The following is a 20,996-nucleotide window of genomic DNA, read 5'->3' as shown; positions in this document are numbered from 1 at the left end:
GCAGTTATATGCCAGCTACACCCCCAGCGAGATCACGTCGGTAATGCTTTGTCCTTTGTGAACCCGATTGTGGCGCTGCCCCAGGCTATGCTCCTGGTGGTGCTGCTCGATCAGGTCTGCCTTCGTGCGAAATACCTGGGTGATTTTGGTTTGTGTGGCCACGCCGATGGTTTTGCAGAGATCTTTCATCACCGGAAAGGAGATGGCCCACTTGTCTGCATGGGAGGTTTGGGCATTGTTATAGTCCATGATGGCGTACAGCGCCTTTAGCACGCCCGGATCGAGCGATGCATCTTCTGGGGCAGGTTTGGGCTTGATGGCGCTGGGCTTGGCGGCAGTGGGCTTGGTGGTGGAGGGCTTGGCGGTGGGGGCGATCGCCTTCTTGCCACGGGTCGATGAAGCGCGGGACGCAGCTTTTTTCGACGCTACAGGCGCGGGTTCGGGTTCGGCAAGCGAGACAGTGGGCACTGCTGGAGGTATTATTTCGACCTCCGCAGAAAGGGCTGGCGTAGAAAGGGCTGGCGTAGAAAGGGCTGGTGTAGAAAGGGCTGGCGTGCTGCTGCCGTTTAGCAGCTTGCGGAAGGCTTCCAGCTTTTCTACGGCTGCATCTCGCTCCTGCCGGAGTCGCTGGTTTTCCTGCTGGAGGGCTGCAAGCTGAGCATTGGGCTGGGTTTGTCCCTGTTGCAGCGCTTGCTCTAGCTGCTTCACCTGGTTTTTTAGGGTTTCGATTTCGTTGGTAAACCAGGCCAGCGTTTTGGCCTGATCTGCCACAATCTTGAGGTCAACAGTGGCGGGTGAAGATTCGGCAGTCTCCTCGGCCGAGTTGACGGGTTCGGAGGCGAGTTGGGTGGACTGAGCGTGCGCCTCGACTGCCTCTGCTGGATCAACGCCCAGCACCAAAAATATTTCTAGAACCTGGTGCAATAGATCTTCAGAACTGCGGTTTTTACCTTTGATGCCGATCTGTTCTGCAACAGCTTTTAGCAGGTTCAAATCCACAATCACGGGCTTTCGGTAGGCACGTCGGGTTTTAGACGGCTTTTCATCAGACTCAGCGGCAGATGGCATTTGGGGTTTGTCAGTGGTCGTCGCAGTCAGTTTGGCAAGCATTTCGGCAGCATTCGTCAGGTCAGTGTGGCTTACTTGGTCTTGGTCGGTCGTGATGAAATCGTCTGTCATGATGGGTTTGGAAATCTGGGGATAACGGATGGGATACGAGAGTCGATGGGAGTGGGGCGATCGCCCGCCTTGGTTCCAGCGATCAGGCTTCGCAGGCTGAACTGCTTATGGTTCAAGGATTTTACAGATTGGAGCATCGGCGTGTGCTGCTGTTCAGGTGCAAAAATGGCAGAAGACTGTGAGTAGGGCGCGGCGGCTTTATCCATGCGGCGCAGTTTGGCGCAATCTGGTGCGATTTGGCGCGATCGCCCGATCGTCTGCCATCGCGACGGTTGGGGCAGTGGGCATGAGATACGCTCAACCCACAGCACTCGTCACCTTCGCCTCAAGCTGGCGTGCATTAACCTGGTGTGGATTAATCTGTGCATTAATTTTGACCAGAGCCTCAACAGAATAGCTTACTTAGAATAGCTTATTTCTAAAGAAAGCGTGCAAAAATATCTCACCTTTCAGGGAGGAATTGAGATCCAGGCAAATGACAACTCCAAAATCGCTCTGATAGGTGTCAAATGGGTGTCAAAATTGTCAGAACTTAGGGCACTCAAATCTGAGACGCAAAAGCAGTTCAAGTGTACTAGCGCCACGACTTCAGCTTGGTTAGGAGATGCTGCTTTTATCTTATTCCTAACAGCCCGAAACGCCGAAATTTGAAGGCGATCGCCATTTTATAGGACTCAGCGAAAGCAGGTTTCCAGGTTAAATAGATTATCGGTATCAAAGTTCCTGGCATACTCTCGACGCTGCAATCGAGCAGGTTCCGAGCGCAGATAGCGATTGACCAAGGAGCGCCAAGGGCGATCGCCATCGGGCAGAGCCAGACCATAGAAACTGCATTCCAGAGATTCATTGGGTACTAGCCCAAAGTTGCCCGTAGCGTAAAAAGGTTCCGAGAAGACAATTCCGTTGACCGTGGTGTGGATCGGGTTGGGGCCACATTCCAGATGGACAGATCCAGTCCGAACCAGGTCAAAGCGATTGTCTGCATTGGACGGCAGCACCACCAGCGCCACCGACCTTGATTCCGTCGTCGTAATATAGTCAGCCAGTTGCCTGGCCATGTCAAAGCAAAAGCCCGTCCACTCTGACTGTGGATTAACGTAACCCAGCGGAGCCACCTCAGAGCGAATCCCAATTCTCAGAACGCCCGTTGCGTCTAGATCGTCTAGCACGGAACGACTGGCGGCGACGGGTGAAGAACGAGATGCAAGAGGGCGAACGCCCCCCGGAATTTGACCTCCGTAGGCAGCGGCCAACTGCGCCGGGGATAAAGATTTAATCAGATAAAGCCGATTTTCGTCGCTGCTGAAGGCCGCCGCCCGCTGGGTCAGCACTTGTCCAAAGGAGGCGGTTAGGTACGGAAGATATTCAGACGATTCGGGGCGATCGCTCAAATAGATTTTGAAAAACGCAACGCTGAGGTTGCGGATGTAGGAACGCCCGATCGCCCAAGCCGGCCCCCGAATCCGCGCAGGAACCAGTTCTTCATTTTGGGGCGGGCTGGTGGAAAAGTGGGTTCCGGGCACCATGAGTCCCAAATACTGATCAGGGGCATCCATCCAGGCAAACATCGGAATTTGCTCATACACCGATGGTGCTAAGATATCGCGAGTCCCAGCCAGAATCAGCATCGGAATTTGCACATTGCCAACTCCTGATTGTCCGTACAGCGTTGCCCCCATCGGATATTGAGCAATCCCAGCACGAATGCGGGGGTCTGTAAAGTCGTAGAGGGTCGGCGGCAAGAAGCGAGCGTGGCATTGCAGCAGAAACGATGGATTGATCTGGGTTAACCCCTCTGCACAGCGCGGCACAAGCTGAGCCGGGTCGAAGCTGGCCCCTGCCGCTCCCAAAACGGTCATTGCACCCAGAGATTGACCAATAATGCCGACCCGCTGCACGTCAATTCGCCCCTGCCACTGGGGATCGGTCGCATCGAGCTTTTCTAACTCGTCCAGCAGGAAGATGATGTCTTGCTGCCGACTCACATACTCCGTCGGACTCGTCAGGTCGCCCAGCCCACCCGCCAGAAACAGACTGCGATAGGTGTCTGTGGTGCCAATGTGTTCGGGCACTGCAACGGCGAATCCATAGGAGGCCAGGTGTTCGCCATCCACCATGCCATCGCTGAGACGACCACCCCAGCCGTGGGTATAAATGACCAGCGGCGCGGGCGCTGGGGCGTTCTCTGGAATGTAGACATCTACCCGCATGGTGTAGCGTCCAGAGAAACCATCGAGCGTGGTGCGAGTGGCTTGGATGTCAAACGTCAACTGTTCCCGCCGAAACGCATAGGGGCCGGGCTGGCTCAGGTCTGGTAGCTGATCATAGGCAAACTCCGGGTCAGCAGCGGCTTCCTGATTGGAAACATCCATTACCACTTGAGCGGCTGCATCCTGATACAGAACAACGGTTTTCAAATCTTGCAGAAGCGCCATTAGCGAACTCAGATCGATTCGGATATCTGGAGTAGGATACTGCCGCATCCAGTCAATCCAAGTCCAACCGTCTGGGTGGTTGGCGGCGGAGAGGATAAGCGCCGAGCGCACTGCGCGAAATCCATTCAGTCCCGAATCGGTTTGCAGGGTCTTGCCGATGCTCTGCAACACCTGCTCCGCCATTGGAATGTTAAGAACACGCGAAACGAGCGCGACATCGGCTTTCATTTCGTGCTGGAGCAGTCGCCGCAGTTGCGCTTGAGAATCGGCATCCAAAAAGCCCAGAAATAGCCTTAGATTGCCCGATGCTTGCCCCGTTTGGGCATAGGTTTCGAGCGCATCGACGGAGATCGAGAGTTGGAGGGGCCCTACGTAGGTCGTGAGCCGTTCTGCGCTGAGGGCTGGCGATGCTCCCAGCAGATTACCCCAAACGCCAATGCCCAGTGCAGCGCAGGTCGATAAGAAACCTACAGAGAGCGATTGGAACCGCCGCTCAACTAGTCGAGTGGCGAATTGCTGCATGGCAGATATTCGAGGGATGGATAGTTGAGACAAGGAAGCCATCGGTGGTTGCGATTTTGGGAGGGATAGCCAGGATGGACGCAGTAGGGTTCGATCTTGACCGCTTGCGCCGCTTGCGCCCGGCTTCTGCAATAGCTTACAGCATTTCCCCGTGGAGGATGAGGGAGAGCGGCAAAATTGCAAATCCTGTGAATAGAGGTCTAAAATCCCCTAAGTTATATGAATTGTTATCAGCTTGTCTCATATCTAGTCTGCTCAAAGTAGTTTGCTCGAAGTAATCTGCTCAAAGTAGTTTGCTCGAAGTAATCTGCTCAAGTAGTCTGCTCAAGACCAATTCGCGCCACAGCACTGTGGCAATAAGCGAGATCACTATCTAGCCAGAGAGTCCAGATCTAAGCAGTCCTATGCGATTCATTGAATACGTTCGATCAACCATCCTACCGTCGAGGTTAGTTCAATTGTTTATTCAATCGGGTCTGCGCTGGAGTCAGGACAATTGTCCAGGGATGGCGGCGGCTTTGTCCTATCACGCGCTGTTTGCTATGTTTCCCCTGCTGCTGGTGATGCTGAGTATCATTAGTTCCTTAATCGGGCCAGATACAGAGGCGTTTCGGGCGATCGCCACAGGGTTGGCGCGGGCTCTGCCGCCCGAAGCGCACGAGCTGGTTAAGGGAACCATCGTCACAATGAATGAGAACAGCGTCGGCGCGGGACTGGTGGGCTTTGGGATCTTGCTTTTTGCGTCGAGCAGCGTGTTTGGGGTGTTGCGCTATTCGGTAAACTACATCTGGCGATCGGCCGATCCAGGCTCCAGCGGGCAGGGTCTAGTGGATTCAGTGCTATTTTTTATTAAAAATCGACTATTTGCATTTTTAATGGTGCTGGGAACGGCACTGCTGCTGCTGGTTTTGCTAGTGTCCAACATTGTGATTCGGATTTTTTTGAATCTGGTCAATATGCTCCAGGGAAACTTTGAAGTCACTCAGTTTGACGATATCTCGCTGGATCGAGGTTTGCAAACAGGAGTGTCGTTTTTAATATTGGCAATCGCCATTTGTATTTTATTCAAAATCCTACCCAGCGTAGGCATCCAATGGCGAGATGTCTGGCTGGGAGCGCTGCTAACTGCCGTTGCACTCTTTGCATTACAGCAGCTTGTAGGCAATAGCGTCATCTCAATTGGCGGGCGGTTTCTCTCCTACGGCGTGATCGGTAGCGTGATGATCCTGATGCTGTGGATTTTCTTGACCGTTCAGATTTTCTTCTTTGGCTGCGAGTTTACCTATGTCTATGCCCATTTATTCGGCAGTCGCCGCAGCCGCTCTTTAGAAATTTAGAACGTTATGTTCAAAACGCCCTCAGCATCACCCTTGGGGTTAATATTTTCAAATTAATGATATCTACCTACCTCGATATCTACCTACCTCAACGCACCTCCAAACCCAAAATCTAAAATCCAAAATCTCAGCTAAGCCTATGTCTTCGACACCTTCTGCCCTCCAGGGTCTCAGCCAATCCGAGGTTCTTGCCCGTTGCGCTGCTGGGCAGGGAAACGATATTCCAGTGCAAACTAGCCGCACCTATTGGGATATCTTGCGTGATAACTTGTTCACTTTTATTAACAGCGTGTATCTGTTCCTGAGCCTGGTGCTAATTGCCCTGGGGCGGGCTAGCGATGTGGTGGTGATTGCCTTTGTGGTGTTGCTTAACGTTGTTATCAACATTGTTCAAGAAATTCGCGCCAAGCAAAAGCTAGACAAGATTGCGCTGCTGACGCGCCCTTCGGCAACGGTGATTCGAGACGGGCGATCGCAGGAGATTGACCTAGCAGAGATTGTGGTGGGCGATATTCTGGCAATTGGGCCGGGCGACCAGGTGGTGGTGGATGGCGTGATGGTGGGCGACGGCGACATTAAAGGCGACATTAAAGTAGACGAATCCCTGCTGACGGGCGAATCGGATCACATCCTCAAGCGGCCCGGCGACCCAGTGTATTCTGGCAGCTTTTGCGTCAGCGGGTCTTCTTACTACGAAGCCGAAAAGGTGGGAGCCGCCAGCCTGTCGAGCAAGATGACCGCAGAGGCACGTCGATTTCGGAAAGTCCTCACCCCGCTGCAACGCCGAATTAATCTGATTATTCGCCTGTTGCTGGGTGTGGCGATCGTGCTGGGATTGGTAACGTTCCTGCGAATGCTGCTGGGCGTTACTTCCATTACAGCGGGCGTACAAAACTTGGCGGTGCTGGTGGGGCTGGTGCCGATTGGCTTATACTTCATGATTACCCTGGCCTACGCGCTGGGCGCAGTCCGCATTGCGGAACAGAGTGCGCTCGTACAGCAGTCCAACGCCGTAGAGTCTCTGAGTAACGTAGATGTCATGTGTTTGGACAAGACAGGGACTCTAACGGCGAATCGAATTAACCTGCGATCGCTCGAACCCATTGACACCGATCGCGCTGCATTAGAAGAACGCCTGGGAGAATATGCCGCGAGCGCCACTGCGAGTAATAAAACGAATGATGCGATCGCCGCGTTTCTGCCCCGATCGCCGCGTTCTGTCAAACAAGAAATCCCGTTTTCTTCGGTCTATAAATGGAGTGCGATCGCCTTCGCAGATCAGCCTGGTGTATACGTTCTAGGTGCGCCAGAGGTGCTGGCACTGGCGATGTCTCTGTCGGAAGATCTGCTCACGCGCATTCAAGAAGGCGCAGACCAGGGATTGCGGGTGCTGCTCTTTGCCCACAGTTCCACGCTTCCCGACTGGTCAGATGCGTCAGATACTCCCGTCTTGCCGCCAGACCTCAAACCGATGGCGCTGCTATTCTTCGGGGATGAACTGCGATCAGATGCCGAGAAAACCCTGGCAGAGTTTCGTCAGGCAGGCATCCAGGTCAAGGTCATTTCAGGGGATAACCCGGTCACGGTGGCAGCCCTAGCCAAACAGGCAGGCTTGAGCGAGGACATCATCGCCGTATCTGGTCAGGATCTGGCAGAAATGGACGATGCAGCATTCACTCAAACCGCCGAAGAAAGCACGATTTTTGGGCGCATTACCCCAGAGCAAAAGGCGCGTCTGGTGCAGAGCCTCCAGTCTCGCGGGCACTATGTCGCCATGATGGGTGATGGGGTGAATGATGTGCTGTCGCTTAAGCAATCCAACGTCGGCGTTGCAATGGAAAGCGGCAGCCAGGCCACCCGCAGCGTCGCCGATATTGTGCTGCTCAACGACACCTTCAGCGCTTTGCCCAAAATCTTCACGGAAGGGCGGCGCATCCGCAACGGAGTGGTGGACATCAGCAAGCTGTTTATGGTTCGGATCTTTTCGTTTATCTTGGCGATCGTGGCCATCGGCATGATTACGCTGTCGTTTCCCTTCAGCATCAAGGCCAGCACAATTGTCACGTTCCTGACAGTGGGCCTGCCGCCCTTTTTTGTAACGCTCTGGGCCCGCCCCACCCGACCCAAAGTGTCGCTGTGGGAATCCTTCCGTCATTTTGTCGTGCCTGCCGCGCTCACCCTCTCTTTGGCGAGTATTTTGGTCTATCTCTACTTTTTGGCAGAAAACGTCGGCCCATTGATGGACTGGTTGAGCGGCGCAATTTCGCTAGAAGAGTTGGCACAGCAAATCAATCGCGCACAAATCAGCCAAGCTCAGCAAATTGCAGAATCCGCAATGGTGACAATGCAGGTCCTGGGCGGGCTGCTGTTGCTGCCTTTCCTAAAGCCGCCAACGCCGAGTTGGGCGGGCGGAGAGCCGCTGAGTCGAGACTGGCGCTATACGATTCTGGCAGGGTTAGTGCTGTTAATTTACATTGCGATTATTACAATCCCGCCGCTGCAACGCTTTTTTGAATTAGCTCCTCTGGAACCACAGGAGTATATCGGCATTGGGCTGGCTGCTATTGTGTGGGCGCTGCTGCTGCGCTTTATCTGGCGACGCAAGCTGATGGAGCGCTTTTTGGGGCTGATTCCGTTTTGATAGGCTGTTCTAATGGGCTGCTCTAATAGGCGGTTCTAATAGGCTGCTCTCATAAATTATTGGGGTGGACAGACTGGCGGTCAGGTCAATCCGACGCTTTTTGAGTAAAGACTTTTTATAGGCAAAAAGGAAAATGCCGTTTTCATCCTCTGCAAATCTTTCGGTCGATCCAGCAGCGCTGCTGTTCTCCACTGAAAGTCGCTCTGTGGCAGAACGTCGGGCGGAGGGCAAAGCTCTGCGTCAAGTCCTCAAGCGTTCGGATCACGGCAGTTATAGCCCCGCCGACCTACGTGAAGACCCGATCGCAATTCTGGAAGCCCAGGCGAAAACTCGCTTATCTGACCTGGTGCCGATTCGCTACGGGCGAATGCTGGCTTCTCCCTTTGCGTTTTTGCGAGGAGCGGCGGCAATCATGATTCGAGATATTGCCCCAGCGCCAACAACGGGCTTGATGGTTCAAGCCTGCGGGGATATGCACCTGTCTAACTTTGGCGTATTTGCCTCGGCAGAACGCAACTTGATCTTTGGCATTAACGATTTTGATGAAACGTATCCGGGGGCTTGGGAATGGGATTTGAAGCGGCTGGTGGCCAGCTTTGTGGTGGCGGGAAGGACGCTGGGAGCCAGTTCAACGCTGTGTGAAGAAGCAGTGCGGGCAGTCGTGCAGTCCTATCGGCAAAATTTGCAGATTTATGCCGAAATGGGGCATCTGGAACTGTGGTACGAAACGATTTCTGAAGATGAGCTACTTCAGAAGTTGCCTGATGAGCTACGCCAAAAAACCGATCGCCTGTTGACTATGGCGCGTGAAAGAACTAACTTGCAGACACTAGATAAGATAACAGACTTGATTGATGACCAGCGCCATATTGTGGAGTCGCCGCCTTTGATCGTGCGCTTGGAAACGACCAGCAGCGGGCGATCGCCCGTAGACGCGATCGCGCTCCTCATGCAGGACTATCTGACCTCCCTGAGTGGCGATCGCCGTTTCTTGCTGTCTCGATATCGAATTGTGGACGGGGCCCGCAAGGTGGTGGGAGTTGGCAGCGTTGGGACTCGATGTTCAGTCATTTATCTGGAAGGCACAGGCGACAATGATCCCCTGTTTCTGCAAATCAAAGAGGCCCAGCCCTCGGTTCTAGCACCCTACGTAGACCCAGTGAATCAAGACCCGCTCTGTCGGCATCGCCTGCCAGATCATCATCAGGGACACCGCGTTGTGATTGGGCAGCGATTGATCCAGGGTGCCCCAGACATTTTTCTGGGATGGGGAACGCTGGATGGCGTTCATTACTATCTCCGCCAACTGCGCGACATGAAAGGTTCCCTCAAAATCGAACCCGGTAAGTTTGCCCCCTCGGCCCTGCCCAACTACGGCGTGCTGTGCGGCTGGGCGCTGGCCCTGGCCCATGCCAAATCTGGCGACGTGGCGATGCTGGCGGGCTACGTGGGCAAGAGCGCCGCCCTGGATGACGCGCTGGTTCCTTTTGCCAACGCCTATGCAGACCAGACGGAACGAGACTATGATCTGCTAGTGGCGGCAGCGCGACAGGGGCGTATCCCCGTTGCTGAGGGTGTTTAGGCAGTAATATGCGATACCGCACTTATCATTTACAACATCTATAACCTGTTTTCACCAACTATTTTTCACCAACTGTTATGACTTCTGAAACTTATTCTCCACCCGTCAATGTACTGCTTCAGCTTGGGGAAAAACGCCTGCGATTACATCACAAATGGATAGACTACCCCCAAGAGTATGGGTTCACGAAGGCGGATATTCCTGAATTGACTCGAATGGCAATCGACCAAGAGTTAAATTGGGCTGAGTCGGATAAACCAGAGAGTTGGGCACCTGTTCATGCATGGCGGGCGCTGGGACAACTCAAAGCCGAAGATGCTATTGAGCCGCTGCTCTCGGTTTTCAGCGATATGGAGGGGAATGACTGGTTTAATGAAGAAATGCCCGAAGTCTTTTCGCTGATTGGTCCAGCAGCACTCTCTCCAACTCGTGATTTTTTAGAAAATCCAAAGAATCCTCTCTACTGCCGGTGGACAGCGGCTAGCATCTTGGTCAAACTGGGTCAAACCCACCCGGAACTGAGGGCAGCGTGTGTGGCGGCTCTGGAAGCGCCGCTTGAGCGGTATTCCAGCAACAACCCAGAAATGAACGGGGTTTTGGTCAATAGCCTGTTGGATTTAGAAGCCAAGGAGTCTGCGCCCATCATCGAGCAGGCCTATGCCGCAAAATGGGTGGACTTTGCGATTTGTGGAGACTGGCTAGATGTGCAACGCCACTTAGGCTTGCTCTCGCCAACGGAAGTGTATGAGCGTCGGCATCAGGTTGATGCCGACCGGCTAAGGGTGAAAACGTCGAAGCTGCCTGCGTCTCCTTCTAAGGGGTTTGGTGCTGAAACTGCACAGAAGAAGCCGAAAAAGAAGAGCAAGTAAGCTAACTGTTGATTCTTACCCTGTGGCGATCGCCCATTCCCTGTCCTGTTGGGTCAATATCACAGCGTTCGTAGAAACAGCGCGATCGCCCCTGGGTTATAATCGCGACCGATGCGCGGGCGTAATGTATGACGCTGAAAGCTTTCGGAATAGTGACAGGTGTGGCGATCGCCCTGGCTGTGTTTGGCTTTATTCCTGGGATGGGCTTGCCAGGGGCAATAGTATTCGCTGCTTTTGCGCTGGTAGCAGAACTGGTGTACGGCAAAGGCATTATCAACCGCATCAGCGATGATGCCATCTGGCCTATTGCGATTTTCATGACCTGGCTCTGGCCCATCAGCATCCCCGTTGGCTGGCTGGTGGGCTGGGGCTTGCTGGGGCGTTTTCCCCGAACCACCAAAATGCTGGCAATGCTTGCGGTGATGGTGCTGTGGGGTATGGGGCTGACGCTCTATTTTGTTTCGGTCGCGCCCAAACAGGAAACGCTGTGAATTCCCTAAATATTCGCAAATATTCGCTACACTTTGCTTTCAGGACTGACGCACTTGCGATCGGTTTTCTGGATTTTGGACGATTTCTCGCGGCTGCAGCCCACGAGAAATTATCCACCACGGAAAATCGTCCAACTGCATCCGTCCTAGTTTTCTAATCACGTTTGGGGCGATCGCCAATGACGGGTCTTCAGGTCACTGATTTCGGGGCAAATCTTGCAGTTGGAACAGCGGAACCGCTGGAGCCAGCCGTGTATATCGTGGGCGCGGGGCCCGGCGATCCAGAACTGCTGACGCTGAAGGCCTATCGTCTGCTAGCCCAAGCGGACGTGATTTTGGTGGCCGATTCGCTGGTGCCGCAGCAGGTGTTGGGCTGCGTCCGCCCCGATGCGGAGATTGTGCGGACGGCCAACAAAACGCTGGAGGATATTCTGCCGCTGATGGTGGCGCGAGTGCGATCGCACCAATCGGTCGTGCGGCTGCATTCCGGCGACCCCAGCCTCTACAGCGCCATCCACGAACAAATGCACCTGCTGGCAGCCGCGGACATTCCCTTTGAAGTGATTCCGGGCATTAGCGCGTTTCAGGCGGCGGCGGCGCGGCTAAAGGTAGAGCTGACGCTGCCCGGCCTGGTGCAAACCATTATCCTGACGCGGATCAGCGGGCGCACCCAGGTTCCCGATGCCGAAAATCTGGCTTCTCTGGCAGCGCACAAAGCCAGCCTGTGCCTCTACCTCAGTGCTCGCCATGTAGAAGCCGCCCAGGCCCAACTGATGGAACACTATGCCGCCGATACGCCCGTGGCGATTTGCTTTCGGCTGGGCTGGCCCGATGAGCAGATCTGGCTTACGCCGCTCAGCCAGATGGCGGCAACCACGCAGGAAAAAGACCTGATCCGCACGACGCTATACGTGATTAGTCCGGCCCTGGCGGCAAGGGGTTCTGAGGAAAGCTCCGAAACATCCGTGCGATCGCGCTTGTATAACCCAGAGCATGATCACCTATTTCGGCGATCGCCCTCCAGGAAAGCGATCCAGCCATAGTTCAGCTATCGTAAAGGGTTCGTAGAGCGTCGCGGGAAAAGGAGCAAGCTCAGGAACTCTCAGAACAATTCTCAGAATATTTACTTAAGCACTTTGAACTTTTCCGTAATTTCACAGAAAACCCAATACACTATTTTCAAAGACCAGTAGTGATCCTGAAGGGCAGGCGGTGCGCTCCGTCTGCTCTTTTCTTTTCTGTCAGAATTTAGCCTTCTCGGATGTAGCAAATGCTTCACAGGCGAGCTTATGATTTTTGATTTTGGATTTTGGATTTGCGATTTTGGATTGCCGGTCAGCGTCCGCTGGGCCTCCGCAATTTCGTCCATAGCGATACTTTGAAAGGATGGACACTAGGCCGGGTCGCCTAGAACAGCACCAAGTCGATGCTGGGTGAAAAGGTCAACCCCGGCTGAAGCTGCATCACCAGCGTTCCGTTAAACGTCAGCGCTCCAGTGGCGCTGCTATAGGCAAACTGGCTCGTTAGCATCGCCCCGGTGCCAAATTTGGAAATTTGGATTGTATCGCCTTCGGCACGAGAGAAATCTTGAATCGTCGCCACGCCGTTAAAGCTGAAAAACAAGAAGGTGTCTGCGCCCGCGCCACCCGCCAGCGTGTCGTTGCCGCTGTTGCCGGATAGCACGTCATTTCCCTCGCCGCCGCTGAGGCTGTCGTTGCCCAGCCCGCCGGTCAGCGAGTCGTTGCCCGCGTTGCCCAGCAGCGTGTCGTCGCCGTCGCCGCCGCTGAGGGTATCATCGCCCTCTTGTCCCTCCAAGCGGTCGTTGCCATTGCCGCCAAAGATCTCGTCGTTGCCGCCGCCGCCAAACAGCGTATCCTTGCCGTCGCCGCCAAAGATCAGGTCGGCATCCTCGCCGCCAAAAATCAGGTCGTTGCCGTCGCCGCCGCTGAGTTCCTGGTCATTGCCAAAGTTGACTTCCGTTGCGCCGTCGGCCAGGCCGCCATAAATCGTGTCGTTGCCCGCGCCCCCCAGCAAGATATCCTTGCCGTCGCCGCCGATCAGCAAATCTCGCCCCGCCATGCCGTCTATGATGTCGTTGCCTGGGCCGCCGTTGAGGGTGTCGTTCCCTGCGCCGCCGTTGAGGGTGTCGTTGCCTGCGCCCCCCAGCAAGTTATCTTTGCCCTCTTCACCAAACAGCGAGTCATTGCCGCCACGACCGCGCAGAGTGTCATTCCCCTCCTGTCCTCGCAGGGTGTCGCTGCCGCTTTTGCCATCTATCGTGTCGTCGCCCTTGCCTGCAAAGATTGCGTCGTCGCCAGCAGACCCCCCGTAGCGATCGCCCTGTTGGCCCAACCGCACCGGCACCACTCCCGCATCCAGCAGAATAATCGTCACTTCCTGCGATGCGGCCCCTTCTGCCAGACGGATGCTGAAGAGCTGGTTGCCCGCAGCAGGTTCCCGAAACACGTAGGTCGATTTGGCAAAGCCCAGGCCGTCGCCCTCCGACAATGTGAACACTACCGAGTCGGTGCCGTCGGGTACGCCGTCGTTAAACACTTCAAAGAATACGGGGCCGGCTTCAAACTCGAAGGGAATGCCGGCAGATGCTGTGCCCACCTCTGCTGGATCGAGCCAGGTGGGTAAGAAGTCGCTCTGATCCCACGACCGCTCATCGCCCCAGAAAGAAGACTGGTTGCGCTGCCGTCCTCCGCCCTTGGCTTTTTTCTTCATATATCGAACCTCTTGTATGGGCTACCGGAGACGCAGGATTTTGGGAGTAGGTTCCTGCATCCACCGGGTGTGAAATGAAACGTTAGAATCGGGCGATCGCCCGCATCAGGCAGCACCCCACGTTCTGGGTTAAACATTCTGGGCGAACACTACCTTCTTCAATTCAAACGGGCACTTTTGCGGAATCTTTGAAGCCCTAAAATTTGAAGCTCTAAAAAAAGGGCAGAGCTAAACACGCGCTGCCCCTCTGGGTCGTATTCCTGCTCAATACTCGACTGAATCAGTTCAGGTCAATTACGCCATTAGCTCACCCGTTTCCTGCAAAGCGTGGAGGCGGTGATAGATGCCGCCGTGGGCGAGGAGTTCCGTATGACTGCCCACTTCCACAATTTGACCCTGATCTAGCACCACGATCTGATCCGCTTCCCGCACCGTACTCAGGCGGTGGGCGATGATGATCGTCGTGCGCGTGCCCAGAATGTTTTGCATCGCCAACTGGATCGATCGCTCGGATTCGTAGTCCAGGCTGGAGGTGGCTTCGTCAAACACCAGCACGTCTGGGTTCATCAGCAGGGCGCGGGCAATGCCGAGGCGCTGTCGCTGACCGCCAGAGAGCCGCACGCCCCGCTCGCCGACGACGGTGAGATAGCCCTGGGGCAGGATTTTCACGAATTCGTCCACGCGGGCAATGTGGCAAGCTTCGGCGATCGCCTCCTGCGTCACGCGGGGGTTGCCATAGGTCAGATTGTCCATCAGCGTGCCGTTGAACACATCCACCTCCTGGTGAACGATCGCCAGCCGCTTGCGATAGCCCGTGATGTCGAGCGATCGCACGTCCTGACCATCAATCAACACGCGCCCACTGTGCGGCTCGAAATAGCGAAACAGCAGCTTCACTAAGGTCGATTTGCCAGAACCAGAACGACCCACCAGCGCCACCGTCTGACGCGGCTCGATCAGCAGATTGATGTTTTGTAGCACCGGGCGATCGCGCTCATAGCCAAAACTCAGGTTTTCAAAATGAACCTTACCTGTGAATTGATAATGGCGCACCGCTGCGGGCGTATCGAGTAAGTTATGGGAATCTTGCCCGTCGGGGGTCTGCATGAATTCATGAAAGCGATTCATCGAGGCATAGCGGCGGGCAAACACCTCCGCCACGGTGCAGATCGGTTCCAACTCTGCATAGGCCATGCTAGACACCGTGAGCGTCGTCACAAAATGACCCAGCGAGATATTGCCCTGCACCGTCGCCCACAGCGTCAGCGCCAGCACCACAAACACCGACGACTCCACCACCAGCTTTTGCCAGGCAAACAGGGTGACGTAGCCCTTATGAACCCGATAGTCCACCACCTTAAACTCGCGTTCTATCCGCTGTCGCTGCCGCTCTAGCTCGTTTGCCTCCGTCGCAAAGGCTTTCACGGTTTTGATGTTAGTGATGATTTCCGAAGTGCGGCTTTCGGTGTTCTCCATGTATTCATCGAGCCGTTCCTCTTTTTTGATCAGCCGCCGCAGGTTGTGCAGCAGAAAGGCGAGAATCAGCACAAACGAAATCAGGAACAGGATCGCGATGCGCCACTCGATCAGTAAGATGACTCCAAAAATCCCAATCACGCGAACAATCTTGGGAATAAGCTGACCCGCGATTTCGGGATAGGTCCAGGTATGGTTTGCCAACCCCCGCGCGACTCGCCCAGAGATGCGTCCCGGATTGTTTTCGTCATAGAACTCCAGCGGCAAAGAAAGGACTTTGGCGATCGCCCGAATTGTGTGATCGCGGCGCGACCTCAGGGCGATGTCCCAGTGAAACCAGACCCCCAACCAGGCCTGAATCGGCGCACGAACCACCGTCACCAAAAAGATCACGCCCAGCAGCACCACCAGCGAGAGCGATCGCCCCACATCCCAATCGCCCATTGTGCCAACCTGCGCCACAAACCGCTGCAACGGCCCGTCCAGCGGCTGCCCCGACAGCACATTCAGCAGTTGCCCAATGGCATAGGGGACGGCCAGATCCAGCACTTCAAACAGGCTGCTGGCCGTAATGCTAAACACCGAGAGGCCCCAGTATCGTCTGTAGTAATTCAGAATATTGCGAAAACTCTGTGAACTCGCCATCGCGGGAGACCTCCACCCAGATCGGCAGACGGAGATGTGCCCAAGAGTCTCATCAGAAACTCAGGGGCGATCGCCCTTCTGCACAGTTAGATTACGATTGTAGCACGGCGTAATACAACTGGCTGAAGAGTTTGGCTAGAGGCGCGGTTGGCAACTGGCGAGTCAGCCACCCAAAACAGCACACCCTAGAACCCCGCGCTGCCCTAGGCAGTGTCCTAAAATTTTCTAGGTCGTTGATTGCCTTGAGTCGATCCCCCTAAATCCCCCTTATTAAGGGGGGACTTCCGGAGTGGTTCGGCTCGGTTCCCCCCTTTTTTAAGGGGGGCTAGGGGGGATCGAAGGGTTTTAAAACATGCCCTAGGGTTTGCTCTAGGTCTGCCTCAAATCGCTATCCCAAAATAATGTCTAGTGAACATTTAGTACCCGAAATACATAATGCTGCGCTGAAAACTCCGGATGCGCCAAGAATCCGGGAGAAGCTTCCTGACGGTAGGACAATTTTGTAGACGACAATTTGTAAACGACTTGTAAGCGACTTGTAGACGACAAGTGGACAACAGGTTGCAGGTGCAGTCAGTCATCGCCCCCGCACAGCCTGTCTAGCGGGGAGCAGACCCAAAGCGATGCTGCGTCAACCGTCTATGCATGTGCTACGCATGTGCTATGCATGTGCTATGCGTCGTGTTATGCATCGGAATCGGGCGATCGCCCAGCGACCTAGCGAGGCGGACTCGGTTTTTGATGGCTAGTCAGGCAGGGTAGAACCGTAAACAAAGAAAGCCAGAGCACCAGGGCACCAACTTCAAACATAGGATGTCTTTAAGGATTAGTTGATGTGAAACAGGGAACAGAGTAGAACCTGAAGCTGGGCAGCGGAGAGCACAAAGCAAGTGACAACATGCACCAACCTGAGACCGGCACAGACCAGACGCAGCCCGGATATCAACACAGACCGGATATCGACACAAAACAAATTGAACCGCTGGTAGAAACTCCCCATTTGCTGGTCACTGAATCGTCCTCTAGTGTTGCTGTAGAACTGCTTACTTGAGGTCACTGAGCAGTCCTTCAGAAACAAGACTCGTATCTTCTATTCTTACCATTAATTTCACGGATTCATACCGTCAACATACTGAGTTTCCCAGATCACGGCGGTTCATCTAATCGGGCGATCGCGCTTCATTATTCCTCAAGGTTGACGACAGTTTCTGAGTGGGAATACTACAGGTTAGTGTTTTGGGGGTGGAGCCACTTGGAACCCTGGATTCCGTCTTGAGCTAGCGCTTTCTCAAAACAATCTCAAAACAATCTCAAAACAAGATGAAGGTTCAGGAAAAAGAGCCTGTGGATCAAAATCCTCCTTTTGAAGGAGATTAAGAAGGAGATAGAGATTGCAAGAGATTTTGAGGAAAGCCTGTTGGCGGATCATCCATCCGTTGGATTAGCACCGCTCGCTTTTACAACCTGATGCACCCCGCCTGATGTTCCAACCCCCACCCTCTTCGCATCAGCCTTGCGGAGTCATTATCCCTAACCCATTAAACTTCTCATGTCCGCAGAACCCCTTACCGAGTCATTACCAGAGCCACCCACGGGAGCATCCGCCGGATTTGCCGACAACTGGAGCTATCTGAAAACCGAGCTAGGCTGGCTAGAGCGGATGTTGATGGTGGCGGTGGCGCGACAAAAAAAGGAAGCCAAAGAAATCGACCGGGTGGCCCAGTCGCGGGCAGACCGAGTGACGAGCCACTGGTGGCAGGGCGTGATTTCGCTGGACGGCAAGATTTGCTACGACGAATATCGCCAGCCGCCTGTGACGACAGCGGTAACCACACCCCGACTCGGCTATCAGCAGCAGCTTGAAGGACGCATCCGGGCGACGGAGGCCCGCGGCGTTTTGCTGGGGCTGCCGATGTTGTGCGATCGCCTCCAGCTTTCGCTGTTTGAAAAGCAGGTGGTTTTGTTGGCGATCGCCCCAGAGGTGAACCGCCGCTACGCCCGTCTATATCGCTTTTTGCAGGGTGAAGAGTCTGCCGTGTCTGACCTGCCCACGGTGAACCTGGCGCTGCAACTGCTGTGTCGCAATGACCAGGAATGGCGGGTCGGGCGATCGCGCCTGCTGGATGACGCACCCCTGCTAAAGTTGGGACTACTGGAGCGACACCCGCGCAACACCGACACCCTGCTCAACCAATCGCTGCGGCTGGTGGCTCCCCTGGTCAGCTTTTTGCTAGACGAACAGCCCCAGGCGGCGGTGCTGGACCGCCTGCTGCAACCTGCCGCCGTCGAGTCGTTTTTGACCCTCCGCCGGACGGACGTGCCGTGGGATGCGCTGGTATTGCCAGAATCGCTGATCGGGCGGCTGCGATCGCTCTGTGATCTGGCCAGCGCCGCTGCCGTCTCCCCGACCGCCAGCGGGCCCGTCGCTGTCCTGGCTGGGCCCTCAGGGGTCGGCAAAACCCTTGCTGCCGAGGCGATCGCCCACACGCTGGGGCAGCCCTTGGCAATGGTCGATCTGTCCCAGGTCAACCCGGCCGACTTTCCTCTGCTGCTGCAAGACATCGAGTCTACCCGTCCGCCGCTGCTGCTGGTGAAATCGGCCCAGCTTTGGCTGCGACGGTCAGCGGCGATCGCCCCTTCGGAAATCTCCCGCCTGCTCTCTCTCCGGCAAGAAGATGGAACGCTGACCCTATTCAGCCTGCCCCACGCCGAGGCGATCGCCCTGCCCTGGCAACGCCAGCTCCGTCCGGTTCTCTCGTTTGCCATGCCCGACGCGGCCCAGCGCTGGCAGCTTTGGCAGCAAACAGAACTGTTTCCGCAAAGCAGCCCCATCGACTGGGAGGCGCTGGCCAAGCAGCTTGCCGTATCCGGTGGCGAGATTCGGGCGATCGCCCAGACTGCCCGCCAGCTTCAGCTTGCCAAGGATGCGCCCCTGACCGAACACTTGCAGCGGGCGATCGCCCTGCGAGGACATTCTCTCTCACTGCCACTGCGGTCGCGCAGCCGGGGGCGCAAAGTGCAGAAAGAGTCTTAGCAGATTGGCAATCCAAAATCGTCAATACTAAAATCCAAAAGCGGTATTGCCCCCATGTATTGCCTCAACCCCCGCTGTCCCAAGCCCGCCAATCCCCAGAGCCATCGCTTTTGTCAGACCTGCGGGGCGCGGCTGCTGCTGGGCGATCGCTATCGAGCCTATCAACCCCTGGGCAATGGCGAATCGAGCCGCACCTTTTTGGGGCTAGATACCCACCAAATTACCGACAACCGCTGCATTATCAAGCGCTTTCAAAACCAAACCGGCGAAGAACGATTTCGACAAGAAACCGCGCGACTCGACGAACTCAGCAGCCATCCGCAAATTCCCGATCTCTACGCCTACTTTGAGCGAGAAGATGCCCAATTTCTGGTGCAGGAATTTGTCGAAGGGCGCAGCCTGTTTCAGGAAATGACCCAGGACGGCAGCTTCGACGAATCCCAAATTCGCGCCCTGCTGGCTGAGATCTTGCCCCTCCTGCAATTTCTCCACGACCACCAGATTATCCATCGAGACATCAAGCCCACAAACCTGATTCGCAAAGGGCAGCCCCCCAGCGGCGGGCAGCAGGCAGAACTCGATGTCACCAGTTGGGCGCTAACAGACGCACCAGAGCTAACGGGCTGGCTGCAACCCTCCAAAATCCAAAATCCAAAATCCAAAATCCAAAATCCAAAATCCCTCGTTTTGGTCGATTTTGGCGCAGCCAAACGCCTCACCCAATCCGCCCTGGCCCGCCCGGGAACCCTCATGGGCAGCGCCGAGTATGCCGCACCAGAGCAACTGATGGGCCATGCAACCTACGCCAGCGATTTATACAGCTTGGGCGTAACCTGCATTCAGCTTTTGACAGGGCTGAGTCCGTTTGAGCTATTTGACGGCGTGCGGGGGCTGTGGCACTGGCGGTCGGTAGCGGGTACTGTCAGCGACACCCTGGCACAGGTTTTGGACAAAATGCTGGCCACGAGCTTGGGCGATCGCTTTTCTTCGGCCGCTGCGGTGATGGACGTGCTTGGCATTCGGAATCAGGAATCGGGGGTCGGCAATCCGGGAACCAGGGTCAGCCTGAAACCCGAACCCGAAAGCCACTGGCGCTGTGTGGGGACGCTGGAGGCAGGGGCGGGGGTAAATGCGATCGCCCCCCTCCCTGGTCGAGATCTGCTGTTTAGCGGCGGCAATGACGGGCGGCTGGTGGTGTGGGACTGCGATCGCGGCGAGGCGCTGTGGATGTTTGAGGAGCCAGGGGTGGTCGTGACGACGGTGGCGGTGAGTCCCTTGGGCGATGCGCTGGCCAGCGGCGGCTTTGACCGCACCATCAAGCTCTGGGATTGGCAGTCCGGCACACTAACGCGGACGCTGGCGGGCCATACGGACGTAGTGACGGCGATCGCCTTTGCTCCCGATAGCACCCTCTACAGTGCCAGCCGCGACAAAACGATTCGCCAATGGCTGCCCCACACCGGCGAGGCGATCGCCACCTTCAGCAGCCACAAAGCAGCAGTAGAGGCGATCGCCCTCCACCCGCAGCAGCCGATTCTGGTCAGCGGTGGCGCAGAGGGCGCGGTAAAAATTTGGCATACTGGCACGCGAGAACTGCTGCGAACCCTGTCGGGGCACGGGGCCCAAGTGAGTGCGATCGCCTTACCGCCAGAGTCGGCTACGGCGCAAAGCAGCAGCGTCCTCAGCGGCAGTTGGGATATGTCGCTTAAGCTGCGGAACCTGCACGCGGGCGGGCTGCGCTACAACCTGACTGGCCATCTATTGCCGATTACGGCCCTCTCTTGCAACCCATCCGCCCGCCTGCTGTCTACCGCCAGCCACGACACTACGGTTAAAATCTGGAATCTAGAAACAGGGGCGCTGCAAGCGACTCTCACAGGACACACGGCTGCGGTGGAGAGCGTCGCATTTTTGTCCAAGAAGCGTCTCGCCAGCGCTGGACGAGACGGCACAATCAGGCTCTGGCAGGTATCCTAAGCAAGTTTCAACCACTGAGTAAAAATGAGTAGAAAGACTCATTTAGCTAGGCCAGTAGCTGTGTGTTTCCGGATCAAT

The 20,996-nt window shown here is 55.6% G+C and carries 13 protein-coding genes; 8 read left to right on the top strand and 5 right to left on the bottom strand.

Features of this window, described 5'->3' with window-relative positions; translation table 11 throughout:
* Nucleotides 1-15: 15 nt before the first annotated feature.
* The 3 genes from JTM80_RS14825 to JTM80_RS14815 all read right to left on the bottom strand — a co-directional run bounded on the left by JTM80_RS14825 (nucleotide 16) and on the right by JTM80_RS14815 (nucleotide 4,136).
* The gene (locus JTM80_RS14825; protein ID WP_172357084.1) at nucleotides 16-1,179 is read right to left on the bottom strand and encodes a cell division protein ZapB; all 1,164 of its coding nucleotides are present in this window, start codon (nucleotides 1,177-1,179) and stop codon (nucleotides 16-18) included.
* Nucleotides 1,176-1,490 (bottom strand): hypothetical protein, encoded by a 315-nt coding sequence (locus JTM80_RS14820; protein ID WP_172357086.1) that lies wholly within the window; start codon nucleotides 1,488-1,490, stop codon nucleotides 1,176-1,178. The genes JTM80_RS14825 and JTM80_RS14820 overlap by 4 nt, the downstream gene beginning before the upstream one ends.
* Nucleotides 1,491-1,853: 363 nt before the next feature.
* On the bottom strand, nucleotides 1,854-4,136 hold the full coding sequence (locus tag JTM80_RS14815; RefSeq protein WP_205369697.1) for an alpha/beta hydrolase: 2,283 nt from the start codon (nucleotides 4,134-4,136) through the stop codon (nucleotides 1,854-1,856).
* A 458-nt stretch (nucleotides 4,137-4,594) separates the two neighbouring features.
* Between JTM80_RS14815 and JTM80_RS14810 the strand changes: the two genes are divergently transcribed.
* The 6 genes from JTM80_RS14810 (at nucleotide 4,595) to cobM (ending at nucleotide 12,099) form a co-directional block, all read left to right on the top strand.
* Nucleotides 4,595-5,473, top strand: coding sequence for a YihY/virulence factor BrkB family protein (locus tag JTM80_RS14810; protein WP_228721631.1), 879 nt, complete (start codon nucleotides 4,595-4,597; stop codon nucleotides 5,471-5,473).
* 139 nt (nucleotides 5,474-5,612) lie between these two features.
* The gene (locus JTM80_RS14805) at nucleotides 5,613-8,114 is read left to right on the top strand and encodes an HAD-IC family P-type ATPase (RefSeq protein WP_172357094.1); all 2,502 of its coding nucleotides are present in this window, start codon (nucleotides 5,613-5,615) and stop codon (nucleotides 8,112-8,114) included.
* Between the two features lie 133 nt (nucleotides 8,115-8,247).
* Nucleotides 8,248-9,696, top strand: a complete 1,449-nt coding sequence (locus tag JTM80_RS14800; RefSeq protein WP_172357096.1) for a DUF2252 domain-containing protein — start codon at nucleotides 8,248-8,250, stop codon at nucleotides 9,694-9,696.
* Between the two features lie 77 nt (nucleotides 9,697-9,773).
* Nucleotides 9,774-10,565, top strand: coding sequence for a PBS lyase (locus JTM80_RS14795; RefSeq protein ID WP_172357098.1), 792 nt, complete (start codon nucleotides 9,774-9,776; stop codon nucleotides 10,563-10,565).
* A 128-nt stretch (nucleotides 10,566-10,693) separates the two neighbouring features.
* Complete coding sequence (locus tag JTM80_RS14790) at nucleotides 10,694-11,056, top strand: hypothetical protein (protein ID WP_172357100.1); 363 nt, start codon at nucleotides 10,694-10,696, stop codon at nucleotides 11,054-11,056.
* Between the two features lie 179 nt (nucleotides 11,057-11,235).
* The gene (gene cobM / locus JTM80_RS14785) at nucleotides 11,236-12,099 is read left to right on the top strand and encodes a precorrin-4 C(11)-methyltransferase (protein ID WP_172357102.1); all 864 of its coding nucleotides are present in this window, start codon (nucleotides 11,236-11,238) and stop codon (nucleotides 12,097-12,099) included.
* Nucleotides 12,100-12,463: 364 nt separating this feature from the next.
* Here cobM and JTM80_RS14780 read toward each other — a convergent pair whose 3' ends face one another.
* Complete coding sequence (locus tag JTM80_RS14780; protein WP_205369695.1) at nucleotides 12,464-13,786, bottom strand: calcium-binding protein; 1,323 nt, start codon at nucleotides 13,784-13,786, stop codon at nucleotides 12,464-12,466.
* Between the two features lie 294 nt (nucleotides 13,787-14,080).
* Nucleotides 14,081-15,907, bottom strand: coding sequence for an ABC transporter ATP-binding protein (locus JTM80_RS14775; RefSeq protein ID WP_172357106.1), 1,827 nt, complete (start codon nucleotides 15,905-15,907; stop codon nucleotides 14,081-14,083).
* A gap of 1,549 nt (nucleotides 15,908-17,456) precedes the next feature.
* Here JTM80_RS14775 and JTM80_RS14770 point away from each other — a divergent pair.
* Nucleotides 17,457-18,941 carry an AAA family ATPase gene (locus JTM80_RS14770; RefSeq protein ID WP_172357108.1) on the top strand — a complete coding sequence of 495 codons (1,485 nt, stop codon included), beginning with the start codon at nucleotides 17,457-17,459 and terminating at the stop codon, nucleotides 18,939-18,941.
* Nucleotides 18,942-18,995: 54 nt separating this feature from the next.
* Nucleotides 18,996-20,918, top strand: a complete 1,923-nt coding sequence (locus tag JTM80_RS14765) for a serine/threonine-protein kinase (RefSeq protein WP_172357110.1) — start codon at nucleotides 18,996-18,998, stop codon at nucleotides 20,916-20,918.
* Nucleotides 20,919-20,996 lie beyond the last annotated feature (78 nt).

It is taken from the genome of Thermoleptolyngbya sp. PKUAC-SCTB121 (assembly GCF_016919485.1).
In the GTDB taxonomy this organism is placed as follows: domain Bacteria; phylum Cyanobacteriota; class Cyanobacteriia; order Elainellales; family Elainellaceae; genus Thermoleptolyngbya; species Thermoleptolyngbya sichuanensis.
The sequence above is the reverse complement of the archived record's forward strand: the minus strand, read 5'-3'. Positions and strand labels throughout refer to the sequence as shown.